The sequence below is a fragment of the Brevundimonas sp. UBA2416 genome (assembly GCF_002343105.1).
GTDB lineage: Bacteria > Pseudomonadota > Alphaproteobacteria > Caulobacterales > Caulobacteraceae > Brevundimonas.
Genome location: NZ_DDRM01000042.1, coordinates 17,911 through 38,363, shown reverse-complemented (window position 1 = coordinate 38,363; position 20,453 = coordinate 17,911). Strand labels below are relative to the sequence as shown.

Below are 20,453 nucleotides of genomic sequence, written 5' to 3'. Positions count from 1 at the left end.
TTACGGGGTTCGGACGACCGCGAGAAGGGCGCCTTTCCCATGCCGAAGATCGACATCGACAGCGCGCCCACGGGGCACGGCACGGGCTATCCCGAGGAATTCGCCGGCCCCTGCAAGCCGCGCCGCCGCTGGAAGCTGGGGGATGCCGCCGGGCTGGACCAGTTCGGTGTCAATCTGTTGCGGCTGCCGGCCGGGGCCTGGTCCAGCCAGAGGCACTGGCACGAGGGCGAGGACGAGTTCGTCTGGGTGCTGGAAGGCGAGGTCGTGCTCGTCGAGGACGACGGAGAAACTCTGCTGCGCGCCGGCGACTGCGCCGGCTGGAAGGCGGGCGTGCCCAACGGCCATGTGCTGCAGAACCGCTCCGGCGTCGAGGCGGTGCTGCTCGAAGTCGGGACGCGCACGCCGGGCGGGGATGCCGGCGACTATCCCGACATCGACATGCAGTTCCGGCAGGGCGGCTATTTCCACCGCGACGGGACGCCGTATCCGAAAGTCGACCGCCGCACGTGACCGAAACGATCGAGACGACCGAGCCCGTCCAGCCTCCGCCCCCGCCCGAAGGTCCGGCCAGCCCCTGGGCTATCCGCGACTTCCGCCTGCTCTGGGTCGGGCGGGTGGCGGCGGTGCTGGGCATCCAGATCCAGTCCTCGGCCCTTTTGTGGCAGGTCTATGAGATCGCGCGGCGCGACCATCCGATCGAGGAGGCCAGCCTGTATCTGGGTCTCGTCGGCCTGTGCCAGTTCCTGCCGTTGCTGGCCCTGACCCTGCCCGCCGGGGCGCTGGCCGACCGGCGGGACCGCAAGAACACCGTCACCCTGTCGGTCATGGTCGAGGGCGGTTGCGCCCTAGCCTTCCTGTTCATGGCGCTGCATGGCTCGCCGCCGTTGTGGGGCCTGCTGGCCGTCGCCGCCGTGTTCGGGGCGGCGCGGGCCTTCCTCGCCCCGGCCAGCCAGGCCTTCCTGCCCATGGTCGTCGGGCGCCGCGCCCTGCCGCCGGCCATCGCGGCCCAGTCGATCGCCTTCCAGACCGGGGCCATCGCCGGGCCGGCGCTGGGCGGGGTGATCGTCGCCGTCTCGGTTCCGGGGGCCTATGCCGTCGCCCTGGCCATGTTCGCCATCGGCTTCGCCAGCCTTGTGCTGATCCGCACCAGCGGCAAGCCGGCCCCGTCGCCGACCCGGGTCTCACCGGTCGAGCAGGTCAAGGAAGGGCTGGCCTACGTCTGGAACACAAAGATCGTTCTGGGCGCGATATCGCTGGACCTGATCGTGGTGCTTCTCGCGGGCGTGGCGCTGCTGACGCCGATCTTCGCCGCCGACATACTGCATGTCGGGGCCGTCGGCTTCGGCCTGCTGCGGGCGTCGTTCGGCGCCGGGGCCCTGCTGGTGGCCCTGTATCTGAGCCGTTTCCCGATCGTGCAGCACGCGGGCCGATGGATGTTCGCCTCGGTGGCCGTGTTCGGCGTCTGCACCCTGACCTTCGGCCTCTCGACCAGCGTCTGGCTGTCGGGCGCGGTACTGTTCCTCGGCGGGGCGGCGGACATGATCAGCGTCAACATCCGCCAGACCCTGATCCAGCTGGCCACGCCCGATCACATGCGTGGCCGGGTCAGTTCGGTGTCCATGCTGTTCATCGGCGCGTCGAACGAACTGGGGGAAGCCTACTCCGGCGTCGCCGTCCGCTTCCTCGGCCCCATAGGCGCGGCGGTGTTCGGAGGCATCGGCGCGCTGACCGCGACCGGCCTCTGGGCGCGGTGGTTCCCGGACCTGAGGAAGGCGGATCGGTTGAGCTGATCGCCCGCACTCAGATCCCGAGCGCACACATCTGGCACAGCGCCATCTCTTCACGCGCCCGGCTCTTGCGATGGACGGGGTCCGCAACGTGACAGAATCCCAGCTTCGCCAGAACGCGGCCGGACGCGGGATTGTCGATGAAATAGCCCGCCGTCAGACGGGTGAGCTTCAACTCATCCCTTGCGATGCCGATCATCCTGGCGCCGAGTTCGGTGGCGAGGCCCTGTCCCCAATGCGACTTCGCGATCCAGTATCCGAGTTCAACCTCACCGCCGGGCATACGGTCCAGCCCGGCCACGCCGACCAGCACCTGTGACCGCTCATCGCCGTGGAAGGCCAGGAGGCGAGGCTCTTCCGGATTGAAGGCGGCCGCGACGAATTGTTCGGCGTCGGCCAGGGTGTACGGCCACGGTGCAGAGCCGAGGTTGCGTACGATATCCTGGTCTCCGATGGCGGCCAGAACGGCGGACGCGTCGTCGGTTCGGCTCGGCCTCAGATGCAGGCGTTCGGTTCTGTACATCGGGGCCGCCGGCGGTGGGTGTGCTTTGCGTGTTCTGGGCGCGCCGGGAGGCTTGGCCTGACCCAGAGGGCTACCACGGCTTGAAGTGTTTGCTCAGCTTCAATCCCTGCCGCTGGTAGTGGCTGCCGCCCTCGCCGTAGAGCCGTGTCGGGCGTTCGGTCAGCGGTTCATAGACCAGCCGGGCGACGATCTGGCCGTGTTCCAGCAGGAAGGGCGTGTCGTGCGTCCGGACCTCCAGAACCCCCTTGGACCCCGCGCCGTGCGCCTCATCGGTGCCGAAGCCGGGATCGAAGAAGCCCGCGTAATGGACCCGGAACTCGCCCACAGACGGATCGATCGGGGTCATTTCGGCGGCCTGGTCGACGGGGATCTCCACGTCGTCCGACGACGCCAGAATGTAGAACTCACCCGGATCGAGCAGCAGCTCGCCGCGACGCAGGGTCAGCGGTTCCCAGAAGTCGCGCGGGTCGTGGCCGTCGATGTTGTCGAGGTCGATCACCCCGGCGTGGCGGCGTCCGCGGAAGCCGACCACGGACCCCTCGCCGCCCTGCAGTTCGACGCCGACGCTGCGGGTCTCCAGCTTGGGCGGTTCGCCGGCCTTGAGCCGAAGCTGGTTCAGCCGGGTGCCGGGACGGACCAGGATGGGGAAGGTCTGGGGCGAGATCTCCAGATACAGCGCCCCCTCATAGCCTTCGGCCACATCGTCAAAGCTGGCGCCGCGATCGGTCAGCAGGCGGACGAAGACGTCGACGCGGCCGGTCGAGCTCTTGGGATTGGCGCGGGCGATCAGGCCTTTCGGCAGGCTCAGCCGCTCCTGCAGGCGGGCGATATAGACGCAGCCGCGCTCCAGCACGACGCCGCCGGACAGGTCGATCCGGTGCATGGCGACGTCGGCGATCCGGTCCTCGACGGTGCGTTTCCCGGGCAGGAAGGAGGCGCGGACGCGCCAGGCCTGGTCGGAAAGGCGCAGGTCCAGACTGGCGGGCTGGACCTGATCGGCGTCGAAGGGGGTGTCCGAGGCGATCGCGCCGCCGGCGATCAGGGCCTCGATGGACTGGCAGGGCAGGATGCCGGGGGTGGGGAATTCGATGGACTGCATGGATACGGCTTACACGATTCCGCCGCCTGTCTCCCCTCCCGCGCGGCCTGCGCTTGACGTGAGCCGGCGTTGGGCGACGATGGGTGGATGTACGACACGCGCGCCTATGAAGCCGAAACCGACGGGATCGTGGTCCGCGTCCAGCCCAGCTATCTGGCCGGCCAGTCCGATCCGGAGGGCGGCCGCTGGGTCTGGGCCTATCAGGTGGAGATCGTCAATCTGACCGGCGTTCCGGTGCAGCTGATGGCGCGCCGCTGGGTCATCACCGACGCCCGCGGCCATGTCGAGGAGGTGCGGGGTCCCGGCGTCATCGGCGAACAACCGACGATCCTGCCGGGCGAAAGCTATTCCTACGCCTCGGGCTGTCCGCTCGGCACGGCCTCAGGCTCGATGGTGGGCGGCTATGCCATGACCGACGCCACGGGGCGCGCGTTCGAGGCGGCCATCCCGGCCTTCAGTCTGGATGTGCCGGGGGACCGGCGGGTGCTGAACTGAGAGGGTGAGGGGCTGCGTCAACCCGGATAACCGCAGCCCCGCCCCAGTACTCGAGTCCCCGTGCGGGTGGGGTCTCGAGGCGGAGGGCGGCTCTCTAGGAGCCGTTCATGACAGCCGTATGGCCGAATTGGTTAATGAGCGGTGAGGCGGTCGCCGCCGAAGCCGCGACCAGCCTCGAGACGCCAACCGCGCTCAAGTCACGAGCGACCGCGTCGCGAGTGATAGCGCCCCTTAAATGTAGCGCCGCAGGCTGCGGGCCAGGTCCGTCGCGCCGCGCTTGACCTGGGGCTGATAGGCGACGCGGGCATGTTCGACGCAATAGACGCCTTCCGACGCGCGGCGGCCGCAGAAGCTGAACTCGGTCGAGGAAGGGTCGCCGATCGGCCATTTGCACATATGGGCGCCCAGGGTCATGACCGTGGCAGTGCCGGGCAGGTCGGGCATGGGGGCCGGAACCGAAGGCGCAGCGGCCGGGCGCGGCTGGACGGCTTCGATGCGGCGCGGAGCCGACGGCGCCTGGGTCGGCTGGGCCGGACGCGGACGGGCGGGGCGGAAGGTGGCGCGCGCCGGCTGTGACGGGGCGGCCCGGCCCGACAGGCCGAGGCGGTGCACCTTGCCGATGACGGCGTTGCGGGTGACGCCGCCGCCCAGTTGTTTGGCGATCTGGCTGGCAGACTGGCCCTCGAGCCAGAGTTTCTTCAGCGCGCCGACGCGGTCTTCTGTCCAGCCTGCGGTCATAGCCAACCCTCCGGGTCTCGGATTCAATATATGGGGTCCAGAGGTCCCTCCCGGGCTCTCGACCTACCACTAATCGTAAACGAGGTCCTAACAGACGCAAGATGTGCGAATCAGTCCGTCCACAGGAACCAGATGTGGTGTGGTTAACGGAGGGGGAGGGATTGGGGATTAGGGATGAGGGATGAGGAAAGGCGGCCGATGCACACGGGCCTCCCGGGCTGCCGGCCTCCCCCTTCAAACTAATCCCTCATCCCTAATCCCTAATCCCTCCCTTGCATCCCGCTCCCCCACCCCGCATCTGCCCACCCATGACCGACCTGAGCACCACCCCCCAGCCCCGCAGCTATCCCGGGATCAACTGGATCGGCGTCCAGACCCTGTACCTGCGCGAGGTGCGTCGGTTCTGGAAGGTGGGGGCCCAGACGGTTGCGGGGCCGGTGGTCACCACCCTGCTGTACATGCTCGTCTTCGTGGTGGCGCTGCAGGGCGCGCGGCCGCCGCTGCACGGCACACCCTTCCCGGAGTTCGTGGCGCCCGGCCTGATCATGATGGCCATGCTCAACAACGCCTTCGCCAACGCCTCGTCCAGCCTGATCCAGGCCAAGGTGATGAACACGGCGACCGATTTCCTGACCCCGCCGCTCAGCCCGCTTGAGCTGACCATCGGCTTTGCCCTCGGCGCCGCCACGCGCGGTCTGGTGGTCGGGATCGTGACGGCGATCTGCGTCATGCCCTTCGCCCGGCTGGAGATCGCGAACCTCGGCCTGATCCTGTGGTTCGGCCTGATCGCCTGCCTGATCATGGGGATGCTGGGCGTTTTCGCTGGCCTCTGGGCCCAGAAGTTCGACCAGCTCGCCGCGGTGCAGAATTTCGTCATCATGCCGATGACCTTCCTCAGCGGGACCTTCTACCTCGTCGAAAACCTGCCCGGGCCGTTCGCGACGATCAGCCATTTCAACCCGTTCTTCTATCTGATCGACGGCTTCCGGGCCGGTTTCATCGGCAATGCTGAGGGGAACCTGATGATCGGCGTGGTCATGAGCGGGGTTCTGGCTGTGGTCATGGCCTGGGCCTGCTGGGCGGTGTTCAGGTCCGGCTGGCGGCTGAAGACCTGATGGCCCTCCTGCCGGCCCGAGAACATGCCGGCATGGCCTTCGAGGCCGACGCCGCCCATGTGCTGAAGGATCTGAGGACCCTCAAGGCGATAATGGAGTCGGCGGCCTGATCCTTGTCGGGATCATGGAGGCCGGGCGATTGGCCGGTGTTGACTAACACCGTCCTCCGGCCGACAAGGCCTGACCCTTATTCCAGCGGTCCCGGCGCTCTTCAGCGGCGGGGCCGTCTCGCTTTTGGAGGCTTGTCCCGTGTCTACTGAACATCTGATGGGTGTCTACAACCGCGCGCCGCTCGAGGTGGATCGTGGTCAGGGCGCGCGTCTGTGGGCGAAGGACGGGACCGAATACCTCGACTGCGTCATGGGCATCTCGACCAACGCCCTCGGCCACGCCAATCCCATCCTCGTCCAGGCGGTCAAGGACCAGGCGGAAAAGCTCTGGCACGTCTCCAACATCTTCAAGATTCCGGGGCAGGAGGCGCTCGCCGATGCGCTCTGCGAAAAGTCGTTCGCCGACGTGGTCTTCTTCACCAACTCGGGTACCGAGGCGGTCGAGTGCGCGATCAAGACGGCGCGCCGGTATCATTTCGCCAACGGCCAGCCCGAGCGGATCGACATCTACGGCTTTGACGGATCGTTCCACGGCCGCACCTACGGCGCCATCAACGCGGCGGCCAACCCCAGCTACACCAACGGCTTTGGCCCGCCGATGGAGGGCTTCCACCAGCTGGTCTTCGGCGATCACGAGGCCCTGAAGGCCGCGATCGCCAACCCCAACACCGCCGCCATCATCGTCGAGCCGGTGCAGGGCGAGGGCGGCTGCCGCGCCATCCCCGAGGTCTGCCTGCGCGGCCTGCGCGAGCTGTGCGACGAACACGGCGTCCTGATCATCTTCGACGAGGTCCAGTGCGGCATGGGCCGGACCGGCAAGCTGTGGGCCCATGAATGGGGCGGCATGGCCCCCGACATCATGGCCATCGCCAAGGCGCTGGGCGGCGGCTTCCCCGTCGGCGCTTGCCTGGCCACGACCAAGGCGGCCACGGGCATGGTCGTAGGCGTGCACGGCTCGACCTTCGGCGGCAATCCGCTGGCCATGGCCGTCGGCGCCGCCGCCTTCGCCGAGATCTCGAAGCCCGAGACCCTCGCCCACGTCAACGAGATCGCCGGCTATCTGAAGCAGCAGTTGCACGGGCTGAAGGAACGCTTCCCCGATGTGATCGTCGAGGTGCGGGGGAAGGGCCTGCTGATGGGCATGAAACTGGTCCCGAACAACCGCGAATTCATGGGCTGGGCCCGCGACGAGGCGCATCTGCTGATCGCCGGCGGCGGCGACAATCTGGTTCGCATCCTGCCGCCCCTGAACTTCACGCTGGACGAGGCGCGTGAGGCTGTCGAACGCCTCGAGAAGACCTGCGAGTTCGCTCGTACGAAGCTGGCCGCAGCCTGACCGGAGAGCTGAAGATGGTCCGCCACTTCCTCGACATCTATCGGCTCGAAGCCGGGGAACTGCGCGCCATTCTCGATGACGCCCATGCCCGCAAGGCGGCCCGCATGGGCTGGCCGAAGGGCCGCGCCGACGCCGATACGCCGGCGAAGGATCGCGTGCTGGCGATGATCTTCGAGAAGAACTCCACCCGCACCCGCTTCAGTTTCGACGCCGCCATCCGCCAGCTGGGCGGGGCCTCGATCATCGCCAACGCCGGCGACATGCAGCTGGGCCGCGGCGAGCCAGTCGAGGACACGGCCCGGGTCCTGTCGCGCATGGTCGATGCGGTGATGATCCGCGCGAACAGCCATGAGGACGTCGAACGCTTCGCCCGCGTCGCGACCGTGCCAGTGATCAACGGCCTGACCGACCGCTCGCACCCGTGCCAGATCCTGGCCGACATCATGACCATCGAGGAGCATCGCGGGCCGATCGCCGGCAAGACGATCGCCTGGGTCGGGGACGGCAACAACGTCTGCCACAGCTTCATGCACGCAGCGCCGAAGCTGGGTTTCCACCTGAACGTCGCCTGTCCGGGCGACTATCATCCGGACCTGCACGACCTCGCCAAGGGCGGCAATCACGTCACCTTGACCAGCGACCCGCGCGAGGCCGTGGCCGGGGCGGATGTCGTGGTCACCGACACCTGGGTGTCGATGGGCGACGGCGACTATGAGGCGCGGCTCGAGGCCTTCGAGGGGTATGGCGTCGACGCCGCCCTGATGGACGCCGCCGCCAGCGACGCCGTCTTCCTCCACTGCCTCCCCGCCCACCGCGGCGAGGAGGTGACGGACGCCGTCATCGACGGGCCGAAATCGCTGGTCTGGGACGAGGCCGAAAACCGCATCCACGCCCAGAAGGCCGTGCTGGCATGGTGTTTCGCGGGCTAGTTCAGGTTCACGTCCGCCACGCCGCCCGCGTCCGGCAGCGTCTTCGTCAGATTGGCCTTGGCGACTTCAAACATGAACCGCACCGGTCCCTTCTTTGACACCCAGATGCGGCCGTCGTCGGCGTCGAAGCGCAGCAGGGTCAGGTGCGGGTCGTCCTTGCCCTCGGGGTACCAGGCCGCGAGGATCGGGTTCCAGTGCTTGTCGATCAGCGCCGCATTGCGCGGCGCCACCGACAGCGTCCCGTGAATGCAGGCCCAGACTTCCTGGTCCTTCGAGCCATAGGTGAACATGGCCGACTGGTCGGGGATGGCCGCGTCCTTCGCCAGATCGGTGTCGTCGCGGGTGAAGAACCAGATGGTCCCGGTCTCCTCCTCGCGGAAGGCGGTCATCGGCTGGCTGTGATAGCCGGGCTGGTCGAGACCGAGCATACCGGTGTTGGACGTCTTCAGGTGGTCCCAGAACTCTTTCTCGGCTTCGGCGGCGGTGAGGGTATTGTCGCCCATGGCGGTATCTCCTGATCTCGGGGGTGGGTCAGGAATGGCCGGGGGCCGGAGGGGTTCCGGCGAGTGTCGCCTAGTAGGGCCGCTGTGGCACGCCCATCAGGGTTCCGAGGTGGATGGTCAGGATCAGGATCGCAACGCCCGACAGCAGCATGATGAAACGCCAGGGGATCATGCGCACGCCGCGCGTCAGGTCCCACGGCCGCGAGCCTCGCCAGCCGGCAAAGACAGCCATGCCGAGGGCGGCGGCGAGCAGGGCGAGAGTCAGGGTCAGGCTCATGGGCGCGAGGTGGTCCGTCGAGGGGGTCGGCGCAAGGCCGAAATCGTTGCCGGGAGGTTAATCTTCATGCGTCGTTAACCACGTCCGCGCGAGATATTCATCGGGTCACGACGCTTTCCACAGGAAGATGGGGATACCGCTACATCTTGGGGTTAACCACGCGTTTACACCCATCATCTTGGCGTCTAGCGTTCGACACATGGGTCGGGAGACGAATCAGTGAGCGCAGCCGCGGCGCCTTGGAGCGTGAAGGGCATTGAGCCCAAGGCGCGCGAGATCGCCAAGGACCTCGCGCGTCGCTCGGGCATGACGTTGGGCGAGTGGCTGAACACCATCATCATGGAAGACGGCGACGATGACGAAGGCGGCTTCACGCCCCTGTCGCGCCGTCCCCATGCCGCCGACAGCATTGACCGCCGCGGCCGCAGCCGTCGCGTGGACGACGCCTACGGCTCCGGCGCGAACGAAGATCAGCTGCAGCGTCTCGGCGCCTCGATCGACGCCATCGCCGCCCGCCTGGAAGCCGCCGAGCGCCGCTCGACCATCGCCATCCAGGGGGTCGACCAGGCCGTCTCGGGTCTGGTGCGACGGCTCGAAGGGCAGGACCAGGCCGGCAAGACCTACGCCCGCCGGATCGACGACATCGCCGAGGAACTGCGCGAGGGGCACAAACGCCTGCGCCGCTTCGAGCAGGAGGTCGGGCCGCAAACCGCCGAAACGTTCGGCAAGGTCGAGACGACCATGGGCGCGCTGGCCGGCCGCCTGTACGACATCGAGGAGCGCCAGCGTTCGAGCGTCAATGAGCTGCGCCACCGGATGGACGCGGTCGAGAAGGTCGCCGGTCCCGGCGTGGGGGCGGATCTGCTGGCCCAGGTCGGCCAGCGGCTGGACGAGGCCCAGGGCCGCACCGCCGAGGCCCTGCGCAATCTGCAGGCCTCCTTCGCCGGACTGGACCAGCGGCTGCGCGCCGCCGAGTCCCGCTCCGAGCCCGAGGGCGCCCGGGAGGCCGCCCGGTTCGAAAAGCTGGCTGAAACGCTGAGCCGTCAGGTCGAGGGCAACCGCGCCGAGATGATGCGGCGGCTCGATACCGCCGAATCCGAAGGCCGGATGGACCGGATCGAACGCGCGGTGCTGGCCATCGGCGATCAGGTCAAGACGTCCGAGGAGCGTTCGGCCAAGGCCGTCGAGACCATGGGTCACGAGGTCCTCCGTATCGCCCAGAACCTGAACGGCCGGGTCCAATCCATCGAGGCTGACACCCCGGTCCGCTTCGAACAGCTGAGCCGCAAGGTCGAGGCCGACATGGGCCGGTTCGCCCAGGGCGTCGAGCAGCGGCTGATCGCGACCGACGACCGCCACGCCCTGGCGCTGGAGAAGCTGGGCGGCGAGATCACCCGCATTTCCGACCGTCTGAGCGAACGCATCGCCCAGTCCGAGCGGCGCTCGCAGCAGGCGCTGGACGACATCGGCCGTCGGCTCGCCGACAGCTCCGCCCGCATCGAACAGGGCTATGACCGGGCGTCCGGCGAACTGGCCGAGCGCATGCGGATGTCGGAAGAGCGCACGGCGGCCCTGATCGCCGAGGCGCGCGGCAATATCGAGCGCCGCGCCGAACCCGCGGCGCCGACCCCGGCCGTCGCCCCGGACTCCGACTGGCGGGCCGCGGCCCTCCCGGACGCCGCCTTCCCCGGCGCGCCATTCTCTGACGCCGTTTTTGACGATCCGATCTATGCTGAGCAGCAGGCCTGGTCCGCTGATCTGGCGCCGCCCGAGCCGGCCCCCGCGCCGGTCAGCTCTGAGGTTCCGGCCGACGAGGTTCTGAGCGCCGAAGCCATCTTCGACGCCGTCATGCGCGGCCCGCGCGTGGATGAACCGTCCGAAGCCCCGCCGATGGCGGCTACGGCCCCGTTCGGCAGCCGGCCCGCCTCTGCTTCGCTGGCCGAGGAGGTCGGTCCTCCCCCGCAGATTCCCGCCTTCACCCCGCCGCCGTTCAACGCCGCGTCCCAGCCCGCGCCCGTTCAGGTTCCGCCGGCTCCGACAGCCTTCGGCCAGGGCTTCGGCGGTGCCGATGTGTCGGACGCGCTGGAGGCCACAGCGCCGGGCAAGTCTGATAGCGCCTACGATGGCGGGCAGGATGATTTCGACGGCGAGACGGATTTCGTGGACCCCCGCGCCCTGCGTGCGGCGGCGGCCCAGGGTCGGGCCTCCTCGACCCGCCAGACCATCGACGCCGCCCGCGCCGCCATGGCGGCCCCGGCTGTGGAGGCGCCCGCCCGCTCGGGCTTCGGCCTGAAACGCGGTGGCAAGTCCCGCCTGCAGGAACGGCTCGACAAACAGGCCTCGAAGGACGGCGGGACGGTCCGCAAGGCGCTGGGCGCCTCGGCCATCGCGGTCCTGCTGACCGCCGGCGGCGCCTATGCGACGGGTCAACTGACTGGCTCGGGCCTGAATATCCCCGGCTTCCCGGGCGCCGAACCGGCCGCGCCGATTGCGGCGCTCGCCGTTGTGCCGGCTGCGGCTTCGGCCGAGGACCTCGCGCGGGGTGAGGACCTGTATCAACAGGCGACGGCGCGGCTCGATGCGGATGAAGCCGGCGGGCTCGATCTGCTGAAACAGGCCGCCGCCACCGGCTACACCCCGGCCCAGCTGCACCTGGCCGGACTCTATCAGGACGGCGATCAGGGTCTGAACGTCAATCTTGCGGAGGCCCGGACCTGGGCGCGTCGCGCGGCGGACGGAGGCGACGCCCGAGGGATGCACGCCTACGGCATGTATCTGTTCGACGGCATCGGCGGCGACCAGAACCGGACCGAGGCGCTGGACTGGCTCAAGCGGGCGGCGGAGCTCGGTCTGGTCGACAGCCAGTACAACGTGGCCAAACTGTACGAAACCGGCGACCAGGGCATCCAGTCAGACCTCACCGAGGCCTACAAATGGTATCTGATCGCAGCGCGCGCCGGCGATGTCGACGCCCGGTCGGCGGCCGAACGTCTGCGCGCCACGGTGCCGGCCGCCGCCCGCGGCAAGGCGCAGGCCGAGGCTGAGAGTTTCCAGGTCGAACCACTCGCCTGAGGCGGGAGGCTCGAGCTTTTCTGGCGCATCGGGTGGCGGGGGCCGTCCGGTGGGTCTAGGACACCATCACTTCCGTCGTCGCCTTTCCGGCGCCTAGCCTCAGTTCCAGCCGAAGGCGCGTCCTTTGGATATCTATCTGCCGATCGCCGAGGTTTCGGTGAACTGGCCGCTCCTGGTTCTGCTGGGCGCGACGGTCGGATTCGTGTCCGGACTGTTCGGTATAGGCGGCGGCTTCCTGATGGCCCCGATCCTGATCTTCATGGGCATTCCGCCTTCGGTTGCGGTGGCCAGCCAGGCCAGCCACGTCGTCGCCTCCTCGACCTCGGGCGTCATCAGCTACACCAGTCAGAAGGCGGTCGATTACCGCATCGGCGGGGTGATGGCCCTGGGCGGGGTCATCGGCGCCCTGCTGGGCGTTGAGTTGTTCCGCTACCTGCGTCTGCTCGGCCAGGCCGACATGGCGGTGGCTGTCTCCTACCTCCTCTTCCTCGGCGCCATCGGCACCCTGATGCTCTACGAGAGCCTGGGCCAGATCCTGCGCCGGGTGCGCGGCGAGATCCTGCCGCACAAGGAGCGTCGCCGGCCGCTTTGGCTCTACGGCCTGCCGTTGAAAATGCGCTTTCCGCGTTCGGGCCTCTACATCAGCGCCATTCCACCATTTGTTCTCGGTGGTTTCGCCGGCGTCCTCTCGGCCATCATGGGGGTCGGCGGCGGCTTCATCCTGGTGCCGGCCATGCTTTATGTGCTGCGCATGAAGGCCGGGGTGGTGGTGGGCACCAGCCTGTTCCAGATCATCATCGTCACGGCCATGACCACCGTCCTGCAGGCCGGCCGCAACCAGACCGTCGACATCGTCCTGTCCATGCTGCTGCTGGTCGGCGGCGTCGTCGGAGCCCAGTATGGAGCCCGGCTGTCGGGCCGGTTCCGGCCGGACGTGCTACGCGCGCTGCTGGGACTGATCGTCCTGCTCGTCGGCATCCAGATGGGACTGGAGCTGTTCGTGCGGCCATCGGACCTGTTCGCCTTTGCGCCGGGAGTGCCCGATTGATGCAGGCTCTTCCCCCGCCACCCCCGGCCATCGTCGCGCCCGCGCCGGAACGCTCGGTCGGCACCACCGGCCAGGTCCGGGTCGCCGCCGCCATGACCGACGCCCGGGTCATGATCGATTCCAGTTTCCGGGGCGCCTCGATCGTCCTGTACGGCGCTGTGTTCAATCCCACGGACCGACCGGCCGATGTTGTGGTGGTGGTGCGGGGTCCGGACGGGCCGGTCCGCCTGGTCAAGAAGACCCGTCACATGGGCTTCTGGCTCAATAGCCGCCCGGTCCTGTTCGAGGGCGCCCCCGGCTTCTACATGACGGCCTCGACCCGGCCGCTGCCCGACATCGCCGACTTCGGCCAACTGAGGCGGCTGGGTGTCGGTGTGGATCACCTGCGAATCAATGCGCCACAGGAGAGCCGCACGGTCACCCGCTATGGCGTGCGCGACGTGGTCGTTAGCCGGCTGGGCGAGGACTATCTGGACTACCGCCGCGCCGTGATCCGGCTGCGGGAGGCCGCGGCCCTGTACAACACGGATCCGGACGGGGTGGAGTTCGTCGACGCCGGCCTGTTCCGCGCCGAGCTGGAGCTGCCCGCGGTCGCCCCCACGGGCGAGTATTTCGCCGAGGTCTGGCTGTTCCAGGACGGAGAGCCGGTATCGGTCTCGAATCTGACCCTGACCGTCGAAAAGGTCGGGATCGAGCGCGGCCTCTATGAGTTCGCCCATCGCCGGCCGTGGAGCTACGGCATATTGACCGTTCTGCTGGCGGCCTTGATGGGCTGGGGGGCGAGCCGGCTGTTCAGACGCAGCTGACGCCGCCTCGCGGAATGGTCGACGGGCAAAGAAAAAGGCCCCCCGCGGATGCGGAGGGCCCTTTCGATGGAGATGCCTTGATCTCAATCGCTTTCGCCGTCGTCCGTGATCTCATTGATGATAAGAGCGCCGGCGATGACGCCGATGATGGCGATCAGGGGAAGCGGGACAGCAGCGAGCTCGCTCGAATCGGCAGCCTGGGCGCCGACGCGGTCGCCCACGCGGGCGGAGGCTTCTGTGGTGGCGGCGGCCTGGCCAGCAACCAGCAGCAGGCCGGCGACAGTGGCGGCGATGATCTTCTTCATGGACGGGACCCCTTTTTTATTATTTCGAGTAACCGTGTAATGTCAGTAGCTCGGCTTGGCAAGGCTGAATCCGTGTTCATGGGCTGACGCACGAGGCGACTGTTCAGACGCGGCTGACGGGCCTTGCCGGACTGTCCATCGCGCAAAGAAAAAGGCCCCCCGCGGATGCGGAGGGCCCCTTCAAATGGAGATGCCTGAAACTCAGTCGCTTTCGCCGTCGTCCACGACTTCATTGACGGCGAAACCGACCAGGATGGCGGCGCCGATGAAGATCAGGGGCAGCGGGATCGCAGCGAGTTCGCTCGACTCACCGGCCTGGGCGCCGACGCGGTCGCCCACGCGTGCGGAGGCTTCGGTCGTGGCGGCAGCCTGGCCAGCGACCAGCAACAGGCCGGCGGCGGTGGCGGCGATGATCTTCTTCATGTGAGTCCCCTCGGAAAGTTTCAAGGGCTATCTAACGACGCAACCTTGGCAAGGCAAGGCCATCTGCGTGTCCTCCCGGCAACAACTCCGGAGTGAAAACAAGGCGAAAGCGCGCTTATGGCGGGCAATTTGGTCAGGACCCCACATCGGATGGTGGATCACCCGGCCGCCGCGAACTCGCTCAGCGCGTCGATGACCGCCCGGTTCTGATCCTCGGTGCCAATCGTTATCCGCAGGCAGTCCGGCAGGCCGTAGCCGCCGACGGGACGGACGATGATGCCCCTGGAGTTGAGATAGTCGTTCGCCGCGGCGGCGCTGCGCTTCTCGTCAGGGAAGCGGACCAGCACGAAATTCCCCGCCGAGGGGAAGACATCGAAGCCGAAGCCCTTGATGGCCTGGGTCAGACGCGGCCGCCAGGCGTGGACGAGGTCGCGCGACGCCTTCTGGTGCGCCTCGTCGCCCAGGGCGGCGACGGCCGCCTCGATGCCGGGGACCGAGACGTTGAACGGCAGGCGGATGCGGTCGACCGCCTCGCAGACTTTCAGCGGCGCATAGCCGAAACCGATGCGCAGGCCGCCGAGGCCGTGGATCTTGGAGAAGGTGCGGGTGACGATGACATTGTCGCTGTCGCGGGCGAGCGGGAAGCTGGTCTCCCAGTCCGGCTCGGCGACGAATTCGGCATAGGCCTCGTCGATGACCAGCAGGATGTGCGGCGGCAGGGCCGCGTGCAGACGGCGGATTTCCTCGGCCGTATTGTAGCTGCCGGTCGGGTTGGACGGGCTGGAGACATAGACGATGCGGGTGCGGTCATCGACCTCGGCCAGGATGGCCTCGGGCGTCAGCCGGAAGTCGGGTTCAGGGGCCAGCTTCACCGTCGCCTGGTTGGCCAGGGCGCTGATGCGATAGGCGAGGAAGCCGTATTTGCCGCTGACGACGTTGTCGCCGGCGGTGAGATAGGTCTGGTTCAGCAGGGCGAAGACCTCGTCCGAACCGTTGCCGAAGATCACTCGTTCAGGCTCCAGCCCGTGGTGCTCGGCCACGGCGTCGCGCAGCTTCATCGCCCGGCCGTCCGGGTACATGTGGATGTTCCCGATGGCGGCGGCATAGGCCTCGCGCGCCTTTCCGCCGGCGCCCAGGGCGTTCTCGTTGGACGAGAGCTTCATCGGCTCGGCCACGCCCTCGATGCGCGACTTGCCGCCGACATAGGGGGCGATGTCGAGGATGCCGGGCTTGGGCGCAGGCGCGTCGGTCATGGGGCGGTCCTCGAAATCAGAACTGGGGGGCGGCGCCGATGACGCCGGAAAGGCTGCCGGGCGCGGATGAAAGCCGCCCGTCCTCGGCCTGCACATAGCCCGCGAGCATGAACAGCTTCAAGCCGCCCGCCGCGATCAGCGGACTGGCGGCCAGGCCGGCGGCGGCCAAGGTCTCGATGATCCGGGCGTCGGGAGCCTTGCTGTCGGTGGCCCAGAAGGTCCGGTCGTCGCCGGTCGGTCCAGGCTGCGTCCGCTGCACCAGCAGGGCGCGGGGCAGGCCCCGGCGGTCGTCGGGCAGGGCGGCGAACACGCGCAGGGCGGGCTCGGCCAGCAGCCGTCCCCACCAGGCCTTGCCCGGCGTCAGGTCCAGCAGGGCGCGCGATCCCTCGCGGACGGCGGCCAGCGCCTGCTCCGGTTCCGCGGCTGTGCGGGCGGTCAGGCCGAAGCGGTCGGCGGCCAGGGTCTGGCTGGCGGGCCCCCAGACGACCAGCGGCGCACTGTTCGCCGCGTCAATGCGCCCCAGCACCGCGCGAACGCCGGCGGCCACTGCAGGGGTCAGGCCGGTCAGCAGTTCGCGCATGGCGATTACGTCAGCGTCCGGGGTCGGCCGGGCGCCGGCCGCGATCCTCAGGCGCACAGCCTCGGCGACGGCGCGATCCAGAGCGAGCCTTTCAGAGTCGGCCTCCGGCTCGATCAAGGGCCCTGGCGGCATCAGAACAGCCGCGGCGCCGGCGCGAGGGCGAAAGGCCCCAGCCAGGTGCGGCCGTCGCGGAACTGCACAACCAGGTCGACCGGGCGCTCGCCCGAAGCCGCTGTGGCCGCGGCGGCGCCCGCGGCTCCCATGCGGTTGACCGCCCCGGACTGCGACCGCGCCAGACCGGCGATGGCGGCCATGGGCTGTTCGGCGGTCAGGGCCAACGACCCCTGCAGCCGGCCGTCGGCGCGCGCGAACAACGCATCGCTGGAAATGACGGCGGTGCTGTCCCCTGCCTTCAGCCGACCCCGAACGGCGCTGAACCGGCCGCCGGCCTCCGTCCAGGCGGCGAAGACCCCGGCGGCGTCCATGCCCTGCAGCCGGCTGGCGCCGACGATGGTGGTTTCGACATCGGCGCTGAGGCGGCCCTGGCGGGTCGCCCCCTCGACCGGGCCGCCCGGCCGCCCGCGCGCGTCGACAAGGCGGAACAGCACGTCCAGTTCGTCGGTCGAGGCCTGGCCGTCGGTCAGATGCGGCCGGGTCTCAAGCTGGATCCGTTCCGCCGAGACGATGGGAAACGGCTCGGCGCCTTCCAGCGCGGTGAAGGTCGGGCGGATCATCTCGGCCCGCAGATCGGGGAAGCGGTCGCGAAGATGGCTGATGCTGAAACGCAGACCGTCGCCGGCGATGGCGATCCTGCCCTTGTCCGCCCGCGTAAGGGTCAGGCCGTCGGGGGCCACGACCACCCAGTGGTCGGGATTCCAGGAACTGGCTTCGGCGACCAGTTCAGGCACCGAGACGCCATGGCCGGAGGGGGCGAGAATGTCGGCTTGCGGCATCGACACCCGCGTCCGGAACGGCCAGCCGGTGATGCTGACCGGGGCGTGGGTGATGGTCCAGCCGTCCTGCTTCAGGACCTCGACCTGGGCGGTCAGCCGGGTCTCGACCTGGTCGGTCAGCCAGAACCACCAGCCGGTCCATGCGGCGAGCAGCAGGCCCACGATCATGAAGGGCACGGCGAGGCCGCGGCGGGAATGGCGGGGGGCGGTGTCGGTCATCGGGGCTTCGTCTAGTCCGGCTTGAGGAAGGCGCCAACCAGTTCCACCGCCTCGGCCAGCCCCATGCGCTGGACCTCGGTGCCCGGCGGCAGGCTGGCGAACAGGCGGGTCGGGGCGGCGGCGTCGAGCATGACGAAGACTCCCTTGTCGTCGGCGCGGCGGATCAGCCGGCCGAAGGCCTGGGCCATCTTGGCGCGGGCGAGGGCGTCGTCGAAATTGCGCCCGCCCGCGCCCTCGCCGCCGAAGCGCAGGCGGCGCGCCTTGTGCAGCAGGTCGGGGCGGGGCCAGGGCACGCGATCGAAGGCGAGGATGCGCAGGGACCGGCCCGGCACATCGACGCCGTCCCGGACCGCATCGGTGCCCAGCAGGCAGGAATCCTGTTCGGCGCGGAAGACGTCGACCAGGGCCCCGACCTCGAGCGGATCGACGTGCTGGGCGTAGAGGGGGATACCCGCCTTCGCCAGATCCGGGCCCAGCCGCTCATAGACCGCCTTCAACCGGCGGATGGCGGTGAACAGGCCCAAGCCCCCGCCGCCCGCCGCAAGGAAGAGTTCGCGCATGGCCGCCGCCGTCTGGCGCGGGTCGTCCTTGACCAGGTCGTTGACCACAATGACCCGCGCATTGGCGGCGTAGTCGAACGGGCTTTCGACCTTCAGCGTCCGGGCCGGTTCGATCAGCCGGGCTGAGCCGGTGCGCAGCCGGGCCATGTCGAACGGATCATCCGCGTTCGGATCGGACAGGGTGGCGCTGGTCACCAGCACGCCGTGGGCGGGCATGATGACCGCGGCCTCCAGCGGCACGGTCGGGTCGATCCAGTGGCGGCGCAGGGCCACGTCCATAATCCGGCCGAAGGCGGCTTCGGCCGACAGCCAGTCGAGGAAGTCGGGATCCGGTTCGTCCGACGAGACCTCGAGCGCCGCCAGCATCGACCGCCAGCCGGGCAGGGTCATGCGGGCGCGGCGGTCGAGGCCGCGCAGGGCCCCTTCGATGCGGGCGCGCGACGCGCCATCCAGATCGGCGGCCTCGTCGTCGAGGATGTCTTCCAGATGCCGCGACAGGGCCAGCAGCGGCGCCTCGACGGCGGCCAGGGCCTGGGCTGCCTCGCGCGCGGCTTCCAGCACCGGTTCGGTGACGGGGCGCAGGGAGCATTCCATGCCGAACTCGACCCCGCTGCCTGACGCATTCTCGCTCGTCCGCGCCCGGAGCTGTTCCAGCGCGGCCAGCAGGAAGCGTTCGATCGGCCCGACCGGATTAACCTCGCCCGAGGCCGGGGCGATGCGGCCGGATACGCCCTCGCCGGGCAACTGGGCGGCGGCGCGCACGGCGTCCTGCAGCGCCTTGGTCGCTGCCTCGTTGTCGGCGCACAGGTCGCCGAGCCGCTGTTCCAGACCGCGCCCGCGACGGCCGCGGCCCTCGGGCCCGCGCAGCCAGCGGCGCAGTTCGGCGGCCTCCTGACCCGACAGGCAGGCCGAGAAGGCGCTGTCGGCGGCGTCGAACAGATGATGGCCCTCGTCGAAGACGATCCGCTTCAGCGCCGCCGTCTCACCGTCCTGCTTCAGCCCGCGCGCCGAGCGGGCGCCGTCGAAGGCGGCCTGTGTCATGACGAGGGCGTGGTTGGCGACAACGAGATCGGCGCGGCGGCTGGCGCGAATGGTCTTTTCGACGAAACAGGTGCGGTAGTGGGGGCAGGCGGCGTGGACGCATTCGCCGCGGCGGTCGACCAGATTGGCGGCGCTGGCCTGATGGCTCGGCCCTGTCGCGAACAGGCCGGGCAGCCAGCCCGAATAGTCGCCGCCGGTCATGTCGCCGTCGCGCGTATGCATGGCCCATCGGCTGGCCAGCGCCATGCCGACCAGGTCGCCGTTCCCCAGCTGGGCCGCCTGCACCATGTCCTGCAGGTTCAGCAGGCAGAGGTAGTTCTCGCGCCCCTTGCGGACGACGGTCTTCTTCTTGCGCTCAACCGGGTCGGGCCAGAGGGCGGCGCTCTCGCGGTCGATCTGGCGCTGCAGGGCGCGGGTGTAGGTCGAGACCCAGGCGGCTCCCTGATTCCGCTCGGCCCACAGGCTGGCGGGGGCGAGGTAGCCGAGGGTCTTGCCCGTGCCCGTGCCGGCCTCGGCCAGCAGGAACCGGGGGCGGCCCTCCTCATTGCGTGGCGAGAAGGCGTAGGCGGCCTCGGCGGCGTAGTCGGACTGGGTCGGCCGGGTCTCGTCGAGGCCCGAGGCCTGAAGCAGTTTCTCCAGGCGGATGCGGGCGCTCTCGGAATCGACCGGGGCGGAGCCGGCCTCGCCGCGCGGGGCCTCGTCCTCCCATTCCGGCAGGCGCGACCAGACGTCGAGACCGCTGCCGCGATGATTGCGGTCCCGGAGCGGCCGGGTCCGCAGGGCGCCGGAGACGCGCCAGGCCCAGGACCAGCCGGCGCGGCCCAGGGTCTCGGCCAAGGTGAAGGCGGCCTCCCGGTCGGGATAGGCCGGGTCGGCCAGTTCGCGCAGCAGGCCGTCGGCGGCGCGGCGCAGGGCCTCGGCCTGGGCCTCCGCCCCCTTCGGTTCGCTCATCCCCATGGCGAGGGCCAGACCGCTGGGCGAGGGGGCGCAGAAGCGGGCGGGGCGGACAAAGGCGAAAAGCTCCAGCACGTCCAGCAGATCAGACGAGCGCGGCGGCGGGGCGATGCCAAGCCGGCGCGCGGTCAAGCTGGCGTGGGCCACCATGACCGGGGCGGTGGTGAAGGCCCCCTCGGCGGCCCCGCGCCCGATCTTCCTCGCGCCCTCGCCATCGCAGATCGCCCCCGCGCCCGGCGGAATCGCCAGCGCCGGCGGCAAGGCCAGCCATGGTTCGGCTCCGGTCAGGGCGGCAGCGGATGTGAGGGAGTCGGTGGACACGACCGA

At 69.2% G+C, this 20,453-nt stretch carries 20 protein-coding genes; 9 read left to right on the top strand and 11 right to left on the bottom strand.

What is annotated here, in order from left to right; translation table 11 throughout:
• Positions 1–39 precede the first annotated feature (39 nt).
• Both B3E43_RS13465 and B3E43_RS13460 read left to right on the top strand, forming a co-directional pair.
• Entirely contained in the window at positions 40–510 is a 471-nt protein-coding gene (locus tag B3E43_RS13465) for a cupin domain-containing protein (RefSeq protein WP_292030335.1), read from the top strand.
• On the top strand, positions 507–1,790 hold the full coding sequence (locus tag B3E43_RS13460; RefSeq protein WP_292030333.1) for an MFS transporter: 1,284 nt from the start codon (positions 507–509) through the stop codon (positions 1,788–1,790). Before B3E43_RS13465 ends, B3E43_RS13460 begins: the two co-directional genes overlap by 4 nt.
• 10 nt (positions 1,791–1,800) lie before the next feature.
• Here B3E43_RS13460 and B3E43_RS13455 read toward each other — a convergent pair whose 3' ends face one another.
• Positions 1,801–2,310 (bottom strand): GNAT family N-acetyltransferase, encoded by a 510-nt coding sequence (locus B3E43_RS13455; RefSeq protein WP_292030331.1) that lies wholly within the window; start codon positions 2,308–2,310, stop codon positions 1,801–1,803.
• Positions 2,311–2,380: 70 nt separating this feature from the next.
• Positions 2,381–3,409 carry a 2'-deoxycytidine 5'-triphosphate deaminase gene (locus B3E43_RS13450; protein WP_292030329.1) on the bottom strand — a complete coding sequence of 343 codons (1,029 nt, stop codon included), beginning with the start codon at positions 3,407–3,409 and terminating at the stop codon, positions 2,381–2,383.
• A gap of 87 nt (positions 3,410–3,496) precedes the next feature.
• Between B3E43_RS13450 and apaG the strand changes: the two genes are divergently transcribed.
• On the top strand, positions 3,497–3,904 hold the full coding sequence (gene apaG / locus B3E43_RS13445) for a Co2+/Mg2+ efflux protein ApaG (protein ID WP_292030327.1): 408 nt from the start codon (positions 3,497–3,499) through the stop codon (positions 3,902–3,904).
• 231 nt (positions 3,905–4,135) lie between these two features.
• Here apaG and B3E43_RS13440 read toward each other — a convergent pair whose 3' ends face one another.
• Positions 4,136–4,642, bottom strand: coding sequence for a GcrA family cell cycle regulator (locus B3E43_RS13440; protein WP_292030325.1), 507 nt, complete (start codon positions 4,640–4,642; stop codon positions 4,136–4,138).
• A gap of 308 nt (positions 4,643–4,950) precedes the next feature.
• Here B3E43_RS13440 and B3E43_RS13435 point away from each other — a divergent pair, with 308 nt between their 5' ends.
• The 3 genes from B3E43_RS13435 to argF all read left to right on the top strand — a co-directional run bounded on the left by B3E43_RS13435 (position 4,951) and on the right by argF (position 8,132).
• Positions 4,951–5,757, top strand: a complete 807-nt coding sequence (locus B3E43_RS13435) for an ABC transporter permease (RefSeq protein ID WP_292030323.1) — start codon at positions 4,951–4,953, stop codon at positions 5,755–5,757.
• Between the two features lie 249 nt (positions 5,758–6,006).
• Entirely contained in the window at positions 6,007–7,203 is a 1,197-nt protein-coding gene (locus B3E43_RS13430; protein WP_292030322.1) for an aspartate aminotransferase family protein, read from the top strand.
• 14 nt (positions 7,204–7,217) lie between these two features.
• Positions 7,218–8,132 (top strand): ornithine carbamoyltransferase, encoded by a 915-nt coding sequence (gene argF / locus B3E43_RS13425; protein WP_414631360.1) that lies wholly within the window; start codon positions 7,218–7,220, stop codon positions 8,130–8,132.
• Here argF and B3E43_RS13420 read toward each other — a convergent pair.
• Complete coding sequence (locus tag B3E43_RS13420) at positions 8,129–8,635, bottom strand: pyridoxamine 5'-phosphate oxidase family protein (protein WP_292030320.1); 507 nt, start codon at positions 8,633–8,635, stop codon at positions 8,129–8,131. The genes argF and B3E43_RS13420 overlap by 4 nt on opposite strands.
• Before the next feature lie 70 nt (positions 8,636–8,705).
• Positions 8,706–8,912 (bottom strand): hypothetical protein, encoded by a 207-nt coding sequence (locus B3E43_RS13415; protein ID WP_292030319.1) that lies wholly within the window; start codon positions 8,910–8,912, stop codon positions 8,706–8,708.
• Between the two features lie 219 nt (positions 8,913–9,131).
• Here B3E43_RS13415 and B3E43_RS13410 point away from each other — a divergent pair, with 219 nt between their 5' ends.
• The 3 genes from B3E43_RS13410 to B3E43_RS13400 all read left to right on the top strand — a co-directional run bounded on the left by B3E43_RS13410 (position 9,132) and on the right by B3E43_RS13400 (position 13,838).
• Positions 9,132–11,984, top strand: a complete 2,853-nt coding sequence (locus tag B3E43_RS13410) for an SEL1-like repeat protein (protein ID WP_292030317.1) — start codon at positions 9,132–9,134, stop codon at positions 11,982–11,984.
• Between the two features lie 124 nt (positions 11,985–12,108).
• Entirely contained in the window at positions 12,109–13,032 is a 924-nt protein-coding gene (locus B3E43_RS13405; RefSeq protein ID WP_292030315.1) for a sulfite exporter TauE/SafE family protein, read from the top strand.
• Entirely contained in the window at positions 13,032–13,838 is an 807-nt protein-coding gene (locus B3E43_RS13400) for a TIGR02186 family protein (RefSeq protein ID WP_292030313.1), read from the top strand. Before B3E43_RS13405 ends, B3E43_RS13400 begins: the two co-directional genes overlap by 1 nt.
• An 83-nt stretch (positions 13,839–13,921) precedes the next feature.
• On the opposite strand, the gene B3E43_RS13395 is transcribed toward B3E43_RS13400, so the two are convergent.
• The 6 genes from B3E43_RS13395 to B3E43_RS13370 all read right to left on the bottom strand — a co-directional run bounded on the left by B3E43_RS13395 (position 13,922) and on the right by B3E43_RS13370 (position 20,414).
• On the bottom strand, positions 13,922–14,143 hold the full coding sequence (locus B3E43_RS13395) for a hypothetical protein (RefSeq protein WP_292030311.1): 222 nt from the start codon (positions 14,141–14,143) through the stop codon (positions 13,922–13,924).
• 201 nt (positions 14,144–14,344) lie between these two features.
• Positions 14,345–14,566, bottom strand: coding sequence for a hypothetical protein (locus B3E43_RS13390; RefSeq protein WP_292030309.1), 222 nt, complete (start codon positions 14,564–14,566; stop codon positions 14,345–14,347).
• Between the two features lie 158 nt (positions 14,567–14,724).
• On the bottom strand, positions 14,725–15,819 hold the full coding sequence (hisC, locus tag B3E43_RS13385; protein WP_292030308.1) for a histidinol-phosphate transaminase: 1,095 nt from the start codon (positions 15,817–15,819) through the stop codon (positions 14,725–14,727).
• Positions 15,820–15,835: 16 nt separating this feature from the next.
• The gene (locus B3E43_RS13380) at positions 15,836–16,531 is read right to left on the bottom strand and encodes a hypothetical protein (protein WP_292030306.1); all 696 of its coding nucleotides are present in this window, start codon (positions 16,529–16,531) and stop codon (positions 15,836–15,838) included.
• Positions 16,531–17,571, bottom strand: a complete 1,041-nt coding sequence (locus B3E43_RS13375) for a DUF2125 domain-containing protein (RefSeq protein WP_292030304.1) — start codon at positions 17,569–17,571, stop codon at positions 16,531–16,533. The genes B3E43_RS13380 and B3E43_RS13375 overlap by 1 nt, the downstream gene beginning before the upstream one ends.
• Positions 17,572–17,582: 11 nt before the next feature.
• Complete coding sequence (locus B3E43_RS13370) at positions 17,583–20,414, bottom strand: ATP-dependent DNA helicase (RefSeq protein ID WP_414631361.1); 2,832 nt, start codon at positions 20,412–20,414, stop codon at positions 17,583–17,585.
• Between the last annotated feature and the right edge of the window lie 39 nt (positions 20,415–20,453).